This is a genomic window from Candidatus Poribacteria bacterium, assembly GCA_016866785.1.
In the GTDB taxonomy this organism is placed as follows: domain Bacteria; phylum Poribacteria; class WGA-4E.
Window position 1 is genome coordinate 46,502 of the sequence record VGLH01000005.1, and the last position, 16,175, is coordinate 62,676.

A 16,175-nucleotide genomic window follows, 5' to 3' on the forward strand; every position below is an offset into this window, starting at 1 on the left:
GGGAGCCGGTCGTCAGGAGGAGGGCGCTGCCGGGGGATTGGACGCAGCCAGGAGTTGCCGAACGAGCTCCTGGACGCCGCCGGAGGATCGTCCCGCCAGCGACTGCAGTTCGGTCCGGGAAGGCGCGTCGTTGATCTTCGCCAGCGCGGTGGCGATGGTGAGCTGCAACGGCACGGAGGTCGTCGAGCGGAGCGTTGCGATCAGCGTATCGCGGGCGCGGGTTCCGCCGATGTCGCCCAACGCTGTCGCCGCGATGTCGCGAACGCGGTCGGGGTTCCCCTCTGCGAGCGCCGCTTCGATGTAGGCGAAAGCGCTCTCGCCCAGCGTGCTCAAGACCACTCCAGCCTTGAACTGGACGCCGGGCTCGGAGTCGGTCAGGGCGACCGCCAGCGTGTCCATCACCGTCTGGTCGAACGTCTCCTTGGGCAGAACCTGAACGAGCGACTCGACGATGCCGGCAGCCGTGCGGCGGATCTCAGCGTCCGGCTCGGTATCGGCGTGGAGGAGCGGCAGAACCGCCTGCAGCAACACCGTGTCGGTCTGATGCCGGGCGAGGCGGGCGAGGGAACGCGCCACCGTGCGCCGTGTCGCCAAGTCTTGGGACGTGTTCAGCAGCTCGATCAGGCGCGACAGCACGGAGGCGTTGCCCGCAGCGAGCTCGCCCATGACGCGGATCGTCTCGAGCCGGATGCCGGTCAGTTCCTGCGTGTAGAGGTAGATCGATGCGGCGTCTTTCGCGCGCGCCATCGCCTTCCGAAACTCCGCTGGCGATGCGACGGCGTCCTCGTCGATGACGGCGACGATCCGGTCTCCGACGACGATCCCGGCGGCTTCGGCGGGGCTCCGCGAGGCGTCCCCCTGGTAGCCGTCGCGGATATCGGAGACCCGCGTGCCATCGAAGGCGAGTCCGTGCTTCGCCCACTCCTTCGGCTTGCTCGACGCGAGTTCGGTGTAGAGCGTGCTGCCGGTTCTCTCGATCTCCAGGACAGCGCTCGCATCGGACGTCTCGCGCTCTCGGACGTTCCAGATGTGGCGGCGAGGAGCCATCGCGTTCTTGAGAGCGGCTCGGACGGATGCCTCGTCCGTCACCGCCACGCGCAATACGACGTGTGTCACCAGGTCGCCGACGCCAAGATCGCCGCCCGAGCCGGTCTCGGTCACGACGACCCCCGACGTGCCCCAGCGATTGTCGAGCTCAGGATCGAGGCGTTCGACGGTCAGGTTCAGCGTCGTGTCGTGGTAGCTCCGCTCCGGGCTGCAGCCTGTGAGCGCGACCATGAGAGACATCGCGGCAGCGCCAAGGATGGTGGCGCGCCGTGCCGCTGACGTCGTTGCGTGGAAGCGGGATACCGGTTCCGTCATCGACGTCTCACCTTCCGACCACGACGCGTCGTCCAGCGCGTTGACGCGTCGTCCAGGGCACTTCCGCGCCCGTCGAGTCCGAAAGCAGTCCCAGCAGAACGGGAATGGCGGAATCGCCCGAACCGGATGCGATCAGAGCATCCATCGCGTTCGTCCGCAGCGACGAGCCCTTGTTCTGCAGGATCATCAGCAACTCGTCGGTCGCGCCCATCGTGCCCAACGCCTGCACCGCGAGTTCCCGGACGGCGGGGTCTTCGCGTGAGCCCTCGCGATCCCAGAACTTCCACCAAGTCCGCAGCGGAGCGGCAGCGATCTTCCGCCGGAGCGCCGGGATCGCCTGGCGCGCGCGCGTCGCGTCCTGACGCGCGAGCTCCTCAATGGCGACGACGGCGTTCAGGCGCGTCTCCATGCGCTTGTGATCGAGCGCGGCGATCAACTCGTTGGTCAGAGCGTCGTCCTTGGCGGCGAGGTAGCCGAGCACCCAAGCGGCATCGAACCGATCCCGGTTGTCTTTGCCGTGGAGCGCCTTGATCAGTTCGCGCCGGATTCGGGCTCCGTCCTGGGCGTACCGCCTCTCGAGAGCCTGACGAACCGCCTCGCGGACCGTGTCGTCACGGTCTCGCAGCGCTTCGTAAAGCAGGGCGTCGGTGTACTTGCGGGGCTGAATCTCGCAGGCGCGGACGAAGTGACCCACGCGCTCGTCGAGGGACATAGACTCATCGTAGTACGCCAGGAGGTAGTGCGTCTCCGCCTCCTCCTTGGAACTCATCGACGTCTTCAGGGCTTCGTGGAACTGCTCGACGGCGACCGTGATGCGGGTTCGCTTGTCGGACTTTAGGCTGTCTTTCCCTTCGGCGAGGAACTCGTTCTGCGCGCCGCACGCGGCAAGCAGCCCCAAGAGCGCGACCGCAGGAACCCACCGCAGGAGATCGGCGCCGCGAACGCGCCGCTGGATGTCGACCATCTGTTCTACCTCTGCGCTCCCAGTCCAGTCGCGCCATCGTAGCACACGTTCGCGCCGCGATCAATCGCGTTGAGCGCCGCCGGTCCCGATGGAACGAGCCGATTCTACGGCTGGTCGGGCAGCGACATGGCGAGAGCGCTCTTCACCACGGATAGCAGCGATGCCCGGTTCTGCGGACCCGCGAACTGCCGCGCGATCTTGCCCTGGCGATCGATCAGGAACGTGGTCGGCAGTTGCGCTCCGACGCCATAGCGACCCTCGACCGCCCCATCGGAGAGCACGACCGGGTATCCGACCTTGTGCGAGCGGACGAACTCCGCGACTGTGGCTTCGTCCTTGCTGGTCGAGATGCCGACGATCTCGAAATCCTCGACGGCGAGCTCGTTGCGGAGCTCCGTCAGCGCTGCCGACTCGGCGACGGAACCTGCCGTTGACGGCGACCAGAAGTTGATCAAGATGACGTTCCCGATCAGGTCCTCCAGGTTCAGTTTGCTGCCGGAGAGCGTCGAGAGGATGAACATGGGAGCCGGGGACCCGATGCCCACCTGACCGCTGGCGGAACGAGCCTCGGCGGTTCCCGAGGAGGGCTTGCCGGTCGTGGTCGCCGCGTCGCCGGACAGTCCCTGCATGAGGATCGAGCCGATCTCGGCGGTCGTGTCTCTGGCGACTGCCGGTTCCTCGGCAGCGGGGGCGGCTCCCGATACGGAGGGCCCGATCACCTCGATCTCGGAGATGGACGCGGTCGACCGCGTGTTGCCCGTGATGTAACGACCTCCGAGGGTGCCGACGCGCGTGTTCCGTTGCCTTGTAGCCGCGTCGTTGATCGTGCGACGGACGCGCAGCCGGACGCCGGAAGCCCGCGTGATCCCCTTCATCGGCACTTCGATGATTGGGCCCTTCTGACCATCGTACTTGCCGACGAGCTTCATCCCCTGGGTCGGATCCTCGACGTAGAGATCGAATCCGACGATCTCATCGGTATGGATGGCGACCTTGGAGATCGTGTAGACGTCCGGCAGCAGAACATACGCCTCAGAAGGCGGCGTGATATCCACGAAGCGGCTGTCGGTCGATTCCGGGAAGGACGTCTCGCCAGCGGTCTTTGGGTTGCCGTCGATGAAGGCGGGATGGCTCGCCTGCGTGTTGGGAAGGAGAGCCAGGTTCTCGCCAGGGACCGGGGGTCCGATGATACGCGCGCATCCGGTTCCTAGAAGCAGCGCGGCGGCGATGGCGACGGTCGTTCTCATGGCGATCCTCACATTACCTAGCATCCGGTCAGTTGGCGTCTTCGGTTCGGAAGCGAATCTCGTGGAAGAAGGGATGCGTGTCGGCATTCGTCACGCGGTTCAAGCCCGCGATGATCTGCGCCGTGGACAATCGCTTGCCCTGCAGGTGCGGCTTGGTCCGCTGGAAGTCGCGGAACAGCTTGGCAAAGACATCCGCGCCGAAGCGCTTCTGGATCTCGGCGACGATGGTGTAGGCGGCTCCATAGGTTTCGGCGCTGCGGAACGGAAGCGGGCTCGCATCTCCGCGCCAGTTCTGCAACACATTATAGCCTTGCTCGTCGAGTCCAATGGGAACGAGCGAGTTCGCCGTGGAGTTGTGCCGGACGCCCTCTGCGTGATCGATCTGTACCATGGTCGCGATGCCTTCGTCGAGCCACGCGGGCAGGGCATAGACGCCCAGGAGGGCGTGCGTCAACTCGTGAGCGAGCGTCGACGGCGTCTCGAACGCCTCCTTCCCAAACGTCATCGTGACCTTCTCCGTGCCTTCGACGTGCTGTTCGCCGAGCATCTGCCATTGGATTCGCGTGTTGGCGTCGTGCGGGTTGCCCTCGATGTCGATCGCGATGACGACGTGGATCGGACCGGCAGCCTCGATTCCGAAGATATCGCGCACGAAGTCGTAGCTGTCGTTGAGGACGCCGCTCGCCGCCTTGCCTCTGGTGTGGCGCTCCGATGGCGTTCGGTAGCCGTCGATGGCGTCGAAGCCCTTGGCGAACTCGAATCGGAACCTCGGATTCAGGAACGTGTAGCCGTCGCCGTCGGCGCCGAGCTCCTCGCCGACGACTTGGTATGTCGTCGTGCGCATGGCGGCGCGCGAGCTCCGCACCGTGCGCGATAGCCCGGATCCGCCCGATGCGCACCCGGCGACCATCAGTGTTGCGGCAGACAACGCGAACGCTCTAAGCCACATGGGAGCGTCCCGTGAGGTGGTGCTGGGACTTCCAGCGGATCGCGTAGTGCAGCAGGTTCTCAGCGAGAGGCATGCTCCACGACAGATCCGCCGCCGACTCCGGTCCGACGCCGAGGACCACGTAAAGCCCGGACCCGTACGGCAGCGCCAGCGCAACGGCGGCGGGGTATTCCTCGTTCCGCACCTGCGATGTCACGGTCGCCAGCAGCGTGTACCGGTCGCTCCAGTCGTCCCACCAGACGAGCGGCTTGAGCGCTTTGGCGTCGATGGCGTGCGGATGCCGAAAGATCGGCTCCCCGGCACGGGTGTCATTCAGGTCCTGTTTCACTGGGTTCTTGCCGAACACCAACGGGTCGGGAACCCAGGAGAGCTTGTTCCCACGGGCGGCGCGCGTGTTCGGAGCAAGGGCGATGACGATGCCGCCGTTGGCAGCGAACTTGCGGATGCGGTCTTCGTTGGCTCGTGTGAGCCCCGGACCCCCGGTCACGCGTGCGCCATAGCCAACCCAAAGAATGTCGAGCTTCTCAAGGCGTTCCAGCCTCTGCTCGCGGAGTCGTCGGAAGAGAAGCCGATGCCCCAAGATGAACTTGCGTTCGCTCAGTGCGAGGTATTCCTCATCTCTGGGGCGAGTACTGACGACTCCGATGCGGATCGGCATCTGCCGTGGAACCGGGACGGCTCGCCACTCGCGGCGGTGGCGCACGATCGGGAAGAAGAGGACGCGCGACATCGGCGACACGGCGCGACGTTCCTCTCTGAGCCGCGCGATGAGAGCGATCTGCGCCGCCGCCAACCTGCCCTTCATCGGCGGCAACCAACCACGGAACGTGCGTCGAATCGGACGCAGTCTGTCGTCCGTCGTGGCGAACTGGTCCTCCGTCTGCCACCGCTTCGAGTAGAACGACGTGATTTCCACCGTATCGACGCGCGCCTTGCTCAGGTTCGTGATGTAGCCGCGATAGAGGTGCAGCCCTCGGACTCGCGTTCCCTCTTTGTCCTGGAAGTCGAACCGAGCGGCGCTGTGCCAGAGCGCTTCCGTCAGCGTGTCGATGGACACCAACTGCGGATCGAACTTCTCGGCGCGGTATTGGACGACGTTGTCGCTGTAACGGATGATCACATCCGCCGTGCGAACCGTCTCGAATTCCATTTCGACGGTGTTGTAGTACTCCGCGTGCATCGGGATGGAGTAGCGCACCTCATCGAGGAGCCCGCCCGCGACGTTGCGTTCCTCCCGCGTGCGGTCGGGATGGAACATGACGGGCCACTCGACGCGGGAGTACGGCTGGATCACCAGGTTGATGTCGCGCCGTTCCTGGTTCCCGACGACGACGCCGTGGATCTCCTTGCCGTCGCGGTAGGACACATGCCTGAGCGTCACGGGGTACGCGACTCGGCTCTCGATGGTGTACGTATCGCCCTGGCGCGTGAACCGGAACCCCTTGTCGCTCCCGACCCAGGTTCCCATGTCCTTGTGAACGTTGATCTTGGACATCTCGTGGAACTTGACGTCCAAGAGGTGGTAGAAGCCGTCCAGCGTGTAGTCGGCGAGGATGCACTCGTAGTCGACGCCGCCGACCTTGGCGATGACGCGCGTTCCGATGAGCCGGTCGATCAGCAGCCGGTAGGAAGCTCCTGTTGCCATGCTCGCGCCGGCGAACTCCTCCGCTTGGGCTTCCGCAAGCTGCGTGATCTCAGCCCCGCCGACGAACCCGCCGAACCGTTTGCGTAGGCGCTGCCCAATGGCGCGGTCGTAGATCTGCTTAAGCGTCGTGTTGAACTGCCGACCCAGTGATTGGAGGCGACGCAGTATTTTTGCCAGAAACGTCGGGTGGTACAGCCGTTCCGCGTAGGCTTGCCGCTCGCCAGACTCCTTTGCCGTCATCTCGTCGTGGTAACGGAGCATGGCGTAGAGCTTCTGGAACTCCGTCTCCGGGAAGAGCCTGCCGGCGTCTTTCCCTTCCACGTCCGTCTTCTCCGACGCGATCTCGACATCCTTGAGGATCAGCCGGAGAATCCCCGTGTACCGGCTTCCCTCGTGCAGAAGGACGACATACTTGCCGCGCGTCCGGCGAAGGATGCGGTCCCGCTTGAGCGCGTTGACGATTGTCGTCAGCGCCGTGATGACGACCGTGATGGCGATGAAGATCCAGAGCGGATTGGTCGGCTTGCCCTCTTCCTCGACCTTCAGGACGTCGAGGAGCTTCCGGGGCGACGGTGGCGTGGTGGGCGTGTCGGGAGGGCTCTGCGCCAGCGTCGGCAGAACAACGAGAACGCACAGAGCCACCACGCACAGGGCGGCGGTCGTCCACCAACGCCATCGGCGGGAGGAACGACTCCGGGTCGCGTGATCGGCTTCGGGCTCGCGGTTCATGGGACGTCTACCAGGCATCGTCGAACTCGCCTCCGCATTTGCGGCAGACGAGGTAGAACTGGATCTCGGGTCGCAAGGCATACTGCTTGAGGAGCTCCGCCGCCTTTGGGGGCAGATCGTCGCCGCACTTGGCGCACTTGTAGAGCGATCCCGACGGCGGCGGAACGCGCCTCATGTCGTCGAGCATCGACGCCCAATGCTCGTACTCCCATGGGATGGAGTGCCCCACCTCGCGGGAGATGGTCTCTGCCCACTTGATGAGCTGCTGGCACTCCGGCAGCGTCTTCTCCGCGAGAGGCGGCTGATACTGGTTCACCTCGTTCGTGAGCTGTGCATCGGTCATCCCGCTATCGACGAAGCAGTCTCGGATGCCCACCTTCCACAGGTCTAGCGAGAGAAACATCGCCCGCAGCGAGCCGTCCGGGTTCTTTCGGGAGACCACAGCGACAGCGACGCCGCTCTGCGGCAGGTAGCTCGCGAAGCACTTGTGCAGCGGCAGATGCGGCGGTTGTCGTATCCCCGACGTGACGATCCTCGGCGCGAAGTACGGACATCGTGCATCGCAGCCCTGAACCTTGCCGCGACTCTCGCGACAAGTCATCGGGGCGATGATGCCGCCGTATGCGGGACACATGCGCTTGCCGTTCGGCAAGCCCGTGACCTTGTCGCGACTGCGGTAGGGCCGCCTTGTCCTAGGGCGTTGGTCGAGAGGGCGGGGCCATTTGTCGTACATCGATCCGGCGCGCTAGGTCTGGGGGTTCGACTTGCCTACGAGCGACGACAAGTACTGCGCGATCTTGTCGGTGACCGTCTGGGCGTCCACGTCGGCGAAGTTGAAGAGCTCCTTCAGCACTGGAGTAATAACGCCCGTATCGAGGATGGCGTTGGCGACTCGACCCATGTTGCTCCGGTCGGTCGGGCCCTGTCCGCCGGTTCCGCCCATGTCGAGAACCTTGATGCTCTGGATCCGTTCGACCGGCTTCATCAACTGCTCCGCCAAGCGCGGCGACTGGCTGATGAGCTCCATGACAGCCTCTTGGACGAGGACGCGCTGTTCAGCGGAGTTCCGAGCCTGCAAGTGCGCCATCTCTCCTTCTGCCTTGGCGCGAGCCTCGGCGAGGATGGCGTCGGCGATGCGCTCGATAGGCTGAGCCTGTCCTTCGGCGTTGATGACAGCCACTTCGCGCTGCCACTCGGCTTCGCGCGTCCGCTGAACCGCCGTAACGTTGACCTGGGCTTCCATCTTCTGCGCGGCGGCTTCCAATCGGTCGCGCTCTGCAAGTTCCGTCACACGCTGCTTGCCCTGAACCGCGATCTTCCGATCCTCGTCGGTCAGCGTGACGACGAGTTCCTGCCCGATTCGTGCCTGCTCGACGACCAACGTCCGTTGGATGTCCGCCTGCTGCACCTGCCGCGTCTGGTCGATCTGAGCCGTCTCCACGATCAGGTTCTTGTCGATCTCGCGCGTCTGGACGAGACGTTCCTGGTCGATGCGAGCCGTCTCGGTGGCGAGGGTTCGCTCGACATCGCGGACCTGAACGCCCTCTTGCTGGGCGATCTGAGCGATCTGGATTCCCAACTCCCGTTCGATGTCCCGTTCCTTGACCGCCTGCTCCTGGCTGATCCGAGCCGTCTCGACGCGTAACGTCCGCTCGATCTCGGCTTCCTGCACCTGTCGCGTCTGATCGATCTGCGCCGTTTCGACGATCAGGTTCTTGTCGATCTCGCGCGTCTGGACGAGGCGCTCCTGGTCGATGCGAGCCGTCTCTGTCGCCAACGTGCGCTCGACATCGCGCACCTGAACGCCCTCTTGCTGGGCGATCTGAGCGATCTGGATGCCCAACTCCCGTTCGATATCCCGTTCCTTGACCGCCTGCTCCTGGGAGATGCGCGCCGTCTCGACGCGTAAGGTCCGCTCGATCTCGGCTTCCTGCACCTGCCGCGTCTGGTCGATCTGCGCCGTCTCGACGATCAGGTTCTTGTCGATCTCGCGCGTCTGGACGAGGCGTTCTTGGTCGATGCGAGCGGTCTCCGTCGCCAGCGTCCGCTCGACATCGCGCACCTGGACACCTTCCTGCTGGGCGATCTGAGCGATCTGGATGCCCAACTCACGCTCGATATCCCGTTCCTTGACCGCCTGCTCCTGGCTGATCCGAGCCGTCTCGACGCGTAAGGTCCGCTCGATCTCGGCTTCCTGCACCTGCCGGGTCTGGTCGATCTGAGCCGTCTCCACGATCAGGTTCTTGTCGATCTCGCGCGTCTGGACGAGACGTTCCTGGTCGATGCGAGCCGTCTCGGTGGCGAGGGTTCGCTCGACGTCTCGGACCTGGACGCCTTCCTGCTGGGCGATCTGAGCGATCTGGATTCCCAACTCACGCTCGATGTCCCGTTCCTTGACCGCCTGCTCCTGGGAGATGCGCGCCGTCTCGACGCGTAAGGTCCGCTCGATCTCGGCTTCCTGGACTTGCCGCGTCTGGTCGATCTGAGCCGTCTCGACGATCAGGTTCTTGTCGATCTCGCGCGTCTGGACGAGGCGTTCTTGGTCGATGCGAGTGGTCTCCGTCGCCAGCGTCCGCTCGACATCGCGCACCTGGACGCCCTCCTGCTGGGCGATCTGAGCGATCTGGATGCCCAACTCCCGTTCGATATCCCGTTCCTTGACCGTCTGCTCCTGCGAGATGCGCGCCGTCTCGACGCGTAAGGTCCGCTCGATCTCGGCTTCCTGGACTTGCCGCGTCTGGTCGATCTGCGCCGTCTCGACGATCAGGTTCTTGTCGATCTCGCGCGTCTGGACGAGCCGTTCCTGGTCGATGCGAGCCGTCTCGGTGGCTAGGGTTCGCTCGACATCGCGCACCTGGACGCCCTCCTGCTGGGCGATCTGAGCGATCTGGATGCCCAACTCGCGCTCGATGTCCCGTTCCTTGACCGCCTGCTCCTGGCTGATCCGAGCCGTCTCGACGCGTAAGGTCCGCTCGATCTCGGCTTCCTGCACCTGCCGGGTCTGGTCGATCTGCGCCGTCTCGACGATCAGGTTCTTGTCGATCTCGCGCGTCTGGACGAGCCGTTCCTGGTCGATGCGAGCCGTCTCGGTGGCTAGGGTTCGCTCGACATCGCGCACCTGGACAGCCTCTTGCTGGATGATGCGAGCGGTCTCGACGCCCAAATCGCGCTCGATCTCGCGTTCCTGAACGACCTGCTCCTGACGCACGCGCGCCGTCTCGATCCGCAGCATCCGCTCGATCTCGGCTTCTTGGATACGCCGCGACTGATCGACCTGCGCGAGTTCGACGTTCAGGTTCTTCTCGATCTCGCGTTCCTGGACGACCTGCTCCTGGCGGATCCGTGCCGATTCGACGCCCAGCAGCTTCTCAATCTCCCGCTCCTGAACGCCCTGTTCTTGGGAAATCTTCGCTCGCTCGATCTGCAGCTTAGTGGCGAACTCCACTTCCTGAATCCGCTGATCCTGCTCGTATTGGAAGGTCAGCGTGTCCGCTTCGCGCTCGGCGGCGTACGTCGCGATGTTCTTCGACTGGTCGGCTTCCGCCCACGCCAGGTCTTGGTTCAGCTTGAGCTTCTGGGTCTTAGTATCGACCGTGATCTTCGTGATGGCGACGTCCGTGTCGAGCTTGATCTGCTCGGTCTTCCGGCGCATCTCCTGCGTGATCTCGGTGATCTTCCGAATACCTTTGGCGTCGAACTGGTTATCGGCGTTCATCGTCGTCAGAGGGGACTGATCGACGCGGATCAGCGACACGGTCTCGAGCGTCAAGCCGTTCTCTTCGAGGTCTGCGCGAACCGACTGCTGCACCGATTCCGCGAACTCCGCGCGCTTCTGGAGCAGGTCCTGCAACTCCTTCTCCGCAGCGACGATACGGAGAGCGCCTTCGAGCTTGGATTCCAGAAGCTCGGTGAGCTCCTCGGCGGTCATCGTTCGTTCGCCGAGGCTCTGGGCAGCTCGGAGGACGCGATCCTGGACGGGCTCGACGCGGACGAAGAACGCCGCTTCGATGTCGGCTCGCAGGAAGTCGTTTGTGATGAGGGCGTCAGCGCCTTCACGAATGATGTCGAGGCGCACCGTGTCGAGGAAGATCTCGCGGACCTCGTGGATGATCGTATTGATCCACAATCCGCCGCTGATCGTAATCTTTGCCTGCCGGCCGCCGGTGCGGACCAGCGCCTGATCGGCTCGCGGCTTGCGATAACGGTAGACGGCGGCGACGAAGCCGGTCACGGGCAGGAGTACGATGATCGCAGCGCGGAGCAGCCAGCTCAGCGTCTCATTGAGCAGTGCCTCGCTGGGGATCTGCGCGCCGAGCAGGATGGACAGCGCGGCGGTGATCAATACCACGGCGATGGCGACTAGAAGCCGCATCCAGAGTCTCCTGCAGTGCGACCGCTCTGCGCTCGGACCGTTATCCTACCATGCGCTGTCGCCCGCGCAACGGCTGGCGCGGCGACGATGCCCAAGCCAAGCTCGCCAAGTAGCACAGTGCGTTCGCCATGAGAGGACGCGCCGCCTCGGCGGCACGCGCGTCCCGCGTGTCGATGGCGAAGAGCACGTAGAAGCCGTTCCCCCAGGGCAGCAATGCCGCGATGGGTTCCTGGTTGTCGTCGCGACGGGCGAGGATGACGTACGTGGGGTCCGTCGTGACCCAGTGGTCGTCGGTGACGATCGTGTCCAGGTTGACGCGGTGGGGCCACGTGAACAAGCCGGTCCGACGCCCCTCGCGGGTCATCCACACTTTCACGTCCGCCGAGTTGACGACCCGCGCCGGGTGACGTTCGACCGGCAGCCAGCCGCCTTTCCACTGCGCGTCCTGCTCGCCCTCCGGGATGAAGATGCGGTCGTCGGCGCTGGACGCCCACAGAATGCCCCCCGCCTTGACCCACTCCTTGATGGCGTACTCGTCGGCGGGCGTCAGGAAATAGCCGAGGTCGTGTCCGGGCGCGTTCCAGGTGAACCAGATGATGTCGAACTCCGAAAGGCGCTGGGCGATCCTCGAGAACGGGTGCGCCTCCGGGCTTCCGTAGTTGTCGAGGTTGTGGTTGATCCGAACGTGCGTGTACGTGAAGGTGTTCGACTCGATCTTCGTCATCGCGCCCAGCATGCCGGGCTCGCGCGTCCGCGTGTCGCCCTCCACCACCAGCACGTTGAAGGTTCCGGTCGGCAGAATCCGCGCCGAACTGATCGTGTCTCCGAACCGTTGCGGGTGGTCGTGGAGGTTCGGGAACTCGAGGCTGAAGTCGCGCGGGCCCAATGCCACGGAGAGCTGAGCCCCCTCGTAGTCTGGGTTCTGGAAGAAGACGATGCGGCAGCCGGCGAAAGGGAAGTTGGGACCCCGCGAGACGCGCAGCGACGAGACGGAATCGTTCATGCCGATCTCGCCGAAGTAGCTGACGTCTCTCAGGATCGTTGCCATGCGCCCTCGGTAGTTGAGGTCTTGGTACACCTCGGCGATCAGCGGAACCCAACCGTACTGAGGAGCCGTGATCGTGGCGGATGGGCTGAAGTTGATGGATGCGATGATGTCGCCGAAGTTGTACGGGATCGCGTGGACGTCCGGGTAGTAGCCCGGCGGCAACACGAGCCTTCTGCCCTGGTATTGGGCGTGCTCGTAGAACATGGCGCGCTGATTGGGCGAGGCGGAGGCTCCGGGCCCGTGGAACACCTTGAGCGACGAGACGACGTCGGTCATCCCGATGGTCGCCAGGCTTTCCACCGGCTGAATCACCGTCGCCTTGGTGCCCTGAAAGTACTTGTCGCGGAACAGCTCCACGATGAGCCGTGGGTTCTGCGCCATGTCGGACCCATTCTCCGCCGTGTCCCGTCCGGTCGCGAAGCGCCTAGGAGCGCATCAGCCGCCGCATCATGAGGAGCCGCTGCGTCTGCGACATCGGCTGTTCCAGCCCGGCGGCACGCGGCGAGGGTCCGATGTGTGCGCCCTCCCCATGGCGCTTGTAGATGCGGAAGTAGTCGAACCGGGTCACCGTCGGAGGAATGCTGCCGGGGCAGAGCGCGTGCAGCCCGACCTGCACCGGATCGCCCATGGCGACGACCGAGGTTCCGCAGTTCTGCCAGTTCTGACCGTCGGCGCTGGCGAATCCGGTGAACTGGTTCCCTCGACGCTCCAGGCGCAGGAACAGATGCCGCACCGTCACCAAGCCCTGCCCTCTCCCGACGAGGGAGAAGACGCGGTTGATGTGCTGCTCGAACCGAACATCTCCGGCGAATCCGTGCGGGCCCGAGGTCTTTTCGAGCCGCAGGAACCGACCCGGGTCCTTCCAGACGAGAATCCCGCCGTGTTCCTTGAGTTGCGGCGTCACGGGGATGCGCGTCTCCAGCGCGAAGTCGCCGTTCAGGTCCATCACGAGACGCGGGGCGTCCATGTTGCCGCCCTGACCCGGCGGGTTCCCATGCCACAGGTCTCTGCCGGGCTGCACCTGCATTTCGAGATAGCCCTGGTTCCGCGACCAGACGCCGCCTCCCGTGGGCGCGACCCATCGCCAGGTGGGCTTCATCGTTGCATCGCCGAACTCGTCGCTGAATACCATCACGCTGAACTCGCCGGACGACGCCCACCCCTCGATCTGGATCGACGAGATGGAGCTCCCGAAGGTGGAAGCGTACTGCCCTCCGACCATCTGGATCATGGACAGGTCGGGAACTTCCTTCTTCTGGGTCGTGTTCGTCAAGGGAACCTCAAGGAAGGGCCCGTCGAAGTCGATGTGCTCGTAGAACCGCACTTTGGCGCCGCTCGACGGGAAGTCGGGTCCCTTCGTCACGCGCGCGCTCTGGATCGTGTCCGCCATTCCGAGCTGCGTGTGCGTGTTCGCGATGTCGCGGAGTACCACGGCTTTGCGCCCACGGAAGGCGGTCGCCTCGAAGACCTCAATGATGACCGGAACCGTGCCCCAGACGGGCCCGGCGAGGTCGTAGTCCGGCGCGAAGTTGATCGACGCCACCTGTCCGGTGTGGTTCGTCACGACGTCCAGCAGGTTGGGGTAGTAGCCGGGACCGAGGACGATCTTCCTGCCCTGAAAGTTCGGCAACTCGTGGAAGATCGCGCGGTAGTTGGGCCCCGCCCCGAAGCCGGGCCCGCGAAACACCCGCGCGGAGCGGACGCTGTTGGGGAAGCCGACATCCGCGAGGATGCGCTGGGGGTGGACGAGGTAGCCTACGCGTCCGCCGTAGTTGGGCTGCTCAAAGACCTCGACGACCAGTCGGGGAGTCACGTTCGGCATGGCAGTGGACACCTTCGGTAAACGCACAGGAATCGCACGGGCCCGCGTTCCGTGAGCCGGCATCGGAAGGCTGGTGCAGACTCTAACACCCGGCTCCAGTGATGTCAACGGGTCGGGCGCTGGATACGCCCACGCCATCGGTTGTTCCGCGGACACGACGATTGCTAGAATGGCGTTCGCCGCCGCCATTCACGGACATTCCGCGAAGAGGGAGCTCGCCATGGTTCGGATCGGACTCGTGGACTTCGACACCTCGCATGTGGTCGCGTTCACTCAGCGATGGAACCACATCGGCTGCCCGGAGGATCAGTGGGTCAAGGGAGCTAAGATCGTTGCCGGTTGTCCCGGCGTTTCGTACCTGTCGCCGGAGCGGGTTCCCGAGTACACGGAGCAGCTCGCCAACTACGGCGTCGAGATCGTCGCCAAGCCGGAGGACCTCATCGAGAAGGTGGACGCCGTCTGCATCGAGTCGGTCGACGGGAGCGTGCACCTGGAACGCGCGCGACCGTTCATCGAAGCCGGTCTGCCGCTCTACATCGACAAGCCTTTCACGTGCTCGCTGGCGGATGCGCTGGAGCTCGTCGGACTCGCAGACGCGAAGGGCGTGCCGCTGTTCTCGACCTCATCGCTGCGCTACGGGCTGGAGGTTCTCGAGCTGCAGTCGAAGCGCGACACGTTGGGGGGGGTGATCGGAGCGGACGCCTATTCGCCAGCGTCGCTGCATCCCCGGAACCCGGGGCTGTACCACTACGGCGTGCACGCCGTCGAGACGCTCTTCGCGCTGATGGGCAAGGGCTGCGTCGCCGTGCAGGCGGCGACGACAGGCGACGTCGATGTCGTCACCGGCTACTGGAACGACGGTCGCGTTGGAACCGTGCGCGGAACGCGCAAGGGAGCCGGCGGGTACGGGTTCTCGGCGTTCTGCGAGAAAGGCATCGTGCAGACGAGCATCAACGCGGGGTTCATCTACCGCGAGCTACTCAAGCGGATCACGGAGATGTTCCAGACGCGCGTTGCGCCGCTGGATATCCGCGAGACGCTGGAGATCACGGCGTTCATCGAGGGCGCGATCCACTCGGCAGCGCGCGATGGTCGCAAGGTGACGCTCGCGCTGTAGGGACTTCCTGGGGCGGGAAGCCGGCTTGTTGCGGTTGACTCGCCCTGGGCGATCCATTACAATAGGCGTGCTTCGGCGACCGGCGGGAATCGTCCGGGTGGGATGGCAGAGCGGCTTAATGCGGCGGTCTTGAAAACCGTTGTATCGCAAGATACCGCAGGTTCGAATCCTGCTCCCACCGCCACCCGCGATGGCGACGCGGTCGCGGCATGGAGAGATGCCCGAGAGGCTGAAGGGAGCTGCCTGCTAAGCAGTTATCGGGGTAACCCGATCGAGGGTTCGAATCCCTCTCTCTCCGCCACACCTAACAGCACAGCCGATGTGCCGGACCCGAGACACACCATCAATGCGCCCGTAGCTCAGTGGATAGAGCGCGTGACTACGGATCATGAGGTCGGGAGTTCAAATCTCTCCGGGCGCGCCAACCGAAGACCCCGAAGAACCGCATGAACGCTGCGTCGGCGGGTTCCTCTTTCGCCCGATCCCGACCCCCCAATCCTTGCGTATTGCCCCGAAATGCCTTAGAATGCCCTCAAACGACGCCATTTTGGGCAAGGTTTGGGCAACGCCCAAAGGCGCGGAAAACCCGCATCGAGCGCGTGATTCGCGCCGATTGGTCGCTCGTTTTGGGCAACGATTCCCGAATCACGTGATCGTTGTCCGATTCTCAAAGGGACGGTCAACAGTGACATTGCGGGCAAGGTTTGGGCAACGGCGAAGCCCCGCAATCGCAGCGACAGCGCGGCTTCGCGCGCAAGGGAGGGGTTCGGCATGGCAAGGGGCAAGCGGAAAACGATTGTGGCGCTTCCCTACCGACAGACATCGGGGCTGTTCCTGAAAGGCGGGCAATACTTCGCCGACGTGCGAACCGACGACGGACGACGGTTCCGGCGACGCTTCGGCGCGGACAGGACGCGCGC

The 16,175-nt window shown here is 64.5% G+C and carries 12 protein-coding genes and 3 tRNA genes; 6 read left to right on the top strand and 9 right to left on the bottom strand.

Annotation, left to right across the window (positions count from 1 at the left end; translation table 11 throughout):
- Positions 1 to 12: 12 nt before the first annotated feature.
- Complete coding sequence (locus FJZ36_01670) at positions 13 to 576, bottom strand: hypothetical protein (GenBank protein MBM3213620.1); 564 nt, start codon at positions 574 to 576, stop codon at positions 13 to 15.
- Position 577: 1 nt separating this feature from the next.
- Here FJZ36_01670 and FJZ36_01675 point away from each other — a divergent pair, with 1 nt between their 5' ends.
- Together FJZ36_01675 and FJZ36_01680 are read left to right on the top strand one after the other, a co-directional pair.
- Complete coding sequence (locus FJZ36_01675) at positions 578 to 712, top strand: hypothetical protein (GenBank protein ID MBM3213621.1); 135 nt, start codon at positions 578 to 580, stop codon at positions 710 to 712.
- A 197-nt stretch (positions 713 to 909) separates the two neighbouring features.
- Entirely contained in the window at positions 910 to 1,326 is a 417-nt protein-coding gene (locus tag FJZ36_01680) for a hypothetical protein (GenBank protein MBM3213622.1), read from the top strand.
- Between the two features lie 43 nt (positions 1,327 to 1,369).
- Here the strand turns inward: FJZ36_01680 and FJZ36_01685 are convergent, their stop codons facing one another.
- The 8 genes from FJZ36_01685 to FJZ36_01720 form a co-directional block, all read right to left on the bottom strand.
- Positions 1,370 to 2,326 (bottom strand): hypothetical protein, encoded by a 957-nt coding sequence (locus FJZ36_01685; protein MBM3213623.1) that lies wholly within the window; start codon positions 2,324 to 2,326, stop codon positions 1,370 to 1,372.
- A 104-nt stretch (positions 2,327 to 2,430) separates the two neighbouring features.
- On the bottom strand, positions 2,431 to 3,660 hold the full coding sequence (locus FJZ36_01690) for a TlpA family protein disulfide reductase (protein ID MBM3213624.1): 1,230 nt from the start codon (positions 3,658 to 3,660) through the stop codon (positions 2,431 to 2,433).
- The gene (locus tag FJZ36_01695; protein MBM3213625.1) at positions 3,602 to 4,522 is read right to left on the bottom strand and encodes a hypothetical protein; all 921 of its coding nucleotides are present in this window, start codon (positions 4,520 to 4,522) and stop codon (positions 3,602 to 3,604) included. The genes FJZ36_01690 and FJZ36_01695 overlap by 59 nt, the downstream gene beginning before the upstream one ends.
- Positions 4,512 to 6,914 (bottom strand): hypothetical protein, encoded by a 2,403-nt coding sequence (locus FJZ36_01700; GenBank protein ID MBM3213626.1) that lies wholly within the window; start codon positions 6,912 to 6,914, stop codon positions 4,512 to 4,514. The genes FJZ36_01695 and FJZ36_01700 overlap by 11 nt, the downstream gene beginning before the upstream one ends.
- Positions 6,904 to 7,548 carry a hypothetical protein gene (locus FJZ36_01705; protein MBM3213627.1) on the bottom strand — a complete coding sequence of 215 codons (645 nt, stop codon included), beginning with the start codon at positions 7,546 to 7,548 and terminating at the stop codon, positions 6,904 to 6,906. The genes FJZ36_01700 and FJZ36_01705 overlap by 11 nt, the downstream gene beginning before the upstream one ends.
- A gap of 93 nt (positions 7,549 to 7,641) precedes the next feature.
- A complete protein-coding gene (locus FJZ36_01710; protein ID MBM3213628.1) occupies positions 7,642 to 11,268 on the bottom strand; it encodes a hypothetical protein in 3,627 nt (1,208 codons plus the stop codon).
- A gap of 40 nt (positions 11,269 to 11,308) precedes the next feature.
- Entirely contained in the window at positions 11,309 to 12,697 is a 1,389-nt protein-coding gene (locus tag FJZ36_01715; protein MBM3213629.1) for a beta/gamma crystallin family protein, read from the bottom strand.
- A gap of 43 nt (positions 12,698 to 12,740) precedes the next feature.
- Positions 12,741 to 14,327 (bottom strand): DUF1349 domain-containing protein, encoded by a 1,587-nt coding sequence (locus tag FJZ36_01720; GenBank protein MBM3213630.1) that lies wholly within the window; start codon positions 14,325 to 14,327, stop codon positions 12,741 to 12,743.
- Positions 14,328 to 14,358: 31 nt separating this feature from the next.
- On the opposite strand from FJZ36_01720, the gene FJZ36_01725 reads away from it, so the two are divergent.
- The 4 genes from FJZ36_01725 to FJZ36_01740 all read left to right on the top strand — a co-directional run bounded on the left by FJZ36_01725 (position 14,359) and on the right by FJZ36_01740 (position 15,679).
- Entirely contained in the window at positions 14,359 to 15,255 is an 897-nt protein-coding gene (locus FJZ36_01725) for a gfo/Idh/MocA family oxidoreductase (protein ID MBM3213631.1), read from the top strand.
- 96 nt (positions 15,256 to 15,351) lie between these two features.
- A tRNA-Ser gene (locus FJZ36_01730) sits at positions 15,352 to 15,439 on the top strand.
- Between the two features lie 27 nt (positions 15,440 to 15,466).
- Positions 15,467 to 15,556: transfer RNA gene (locus FJZ36_01735), tRNA-Ser, on the top strand.
- Between the two features lie 47 nt (positions 15,557 to 15,603).
- A tRNA-Arg gene (locus tag FJZ36_01740) sits at positions 15,604 to 15,679 on the top strand.
- The last annotated feature ends 496 nt before the right edge of the window (positions 15,680 to 16,175 follow it).

Bases quoted from the DNA above. Each gene is read 5' to 3' on its own strand.
- FJZ36_01690 (MBM3213624.1), bottom strand. From the start codon at position 3,660: ATGCCGACACGCATCCCTTCTTCCACGAGATTCGCTTCCGAACCGAAG.
- FJZ36_01700 (MBM3213626.1), bottom strand. From the start codon at position 6,914: ATGCCTGGTAGACGTCCCATGAACCGCGAGCCCGAAGCCGATCACGCG.
- FJZ36_01685 (MBM3213623.1), bottom strand. From the start codon at position 2,326: ATGGTCGACATCCAGCGGCGCGTTCGCGGCGCCGATCTCCTGCGGTGG.
- FJZ36_01710 (MBM3213628.1), bottom strand. From the start codon at position 11,268: ATGCGGCTTCTAGTCGCCATCGCCGTGGTATTGATCACCGCCGCGCTG.
- FJZ36_01720 (MBM3213630.1), bottom strand. From the start codon at position 14,327: ATGGCGGCGGCGAACGCCATTCTAGCAATCGTCGTGTCCGCGGAACAA.
- FJZ36_01695 (MBM3213625.1), bottom strand. From the start codon at position 4,522: ATGTGGCTTAGAGCGTTCGCGTTGTCTGCCGCAACACTGATGGTCGCC.
- FJZ36_01725 (MBM3213631.1), top strand. From the start codon at position 14,359: ATGGTTCGGATCGGACTCGTGGACTTCGACACCTCGCATGTGGTCGCG.
- FJZ36_01715 (MBM3213629.1), bottom strand. From the start codon at position 12,697: ATGGCGCAGAACCCACGGCTCATCGTGGAGCTGTTCCGCGACAAGTAC.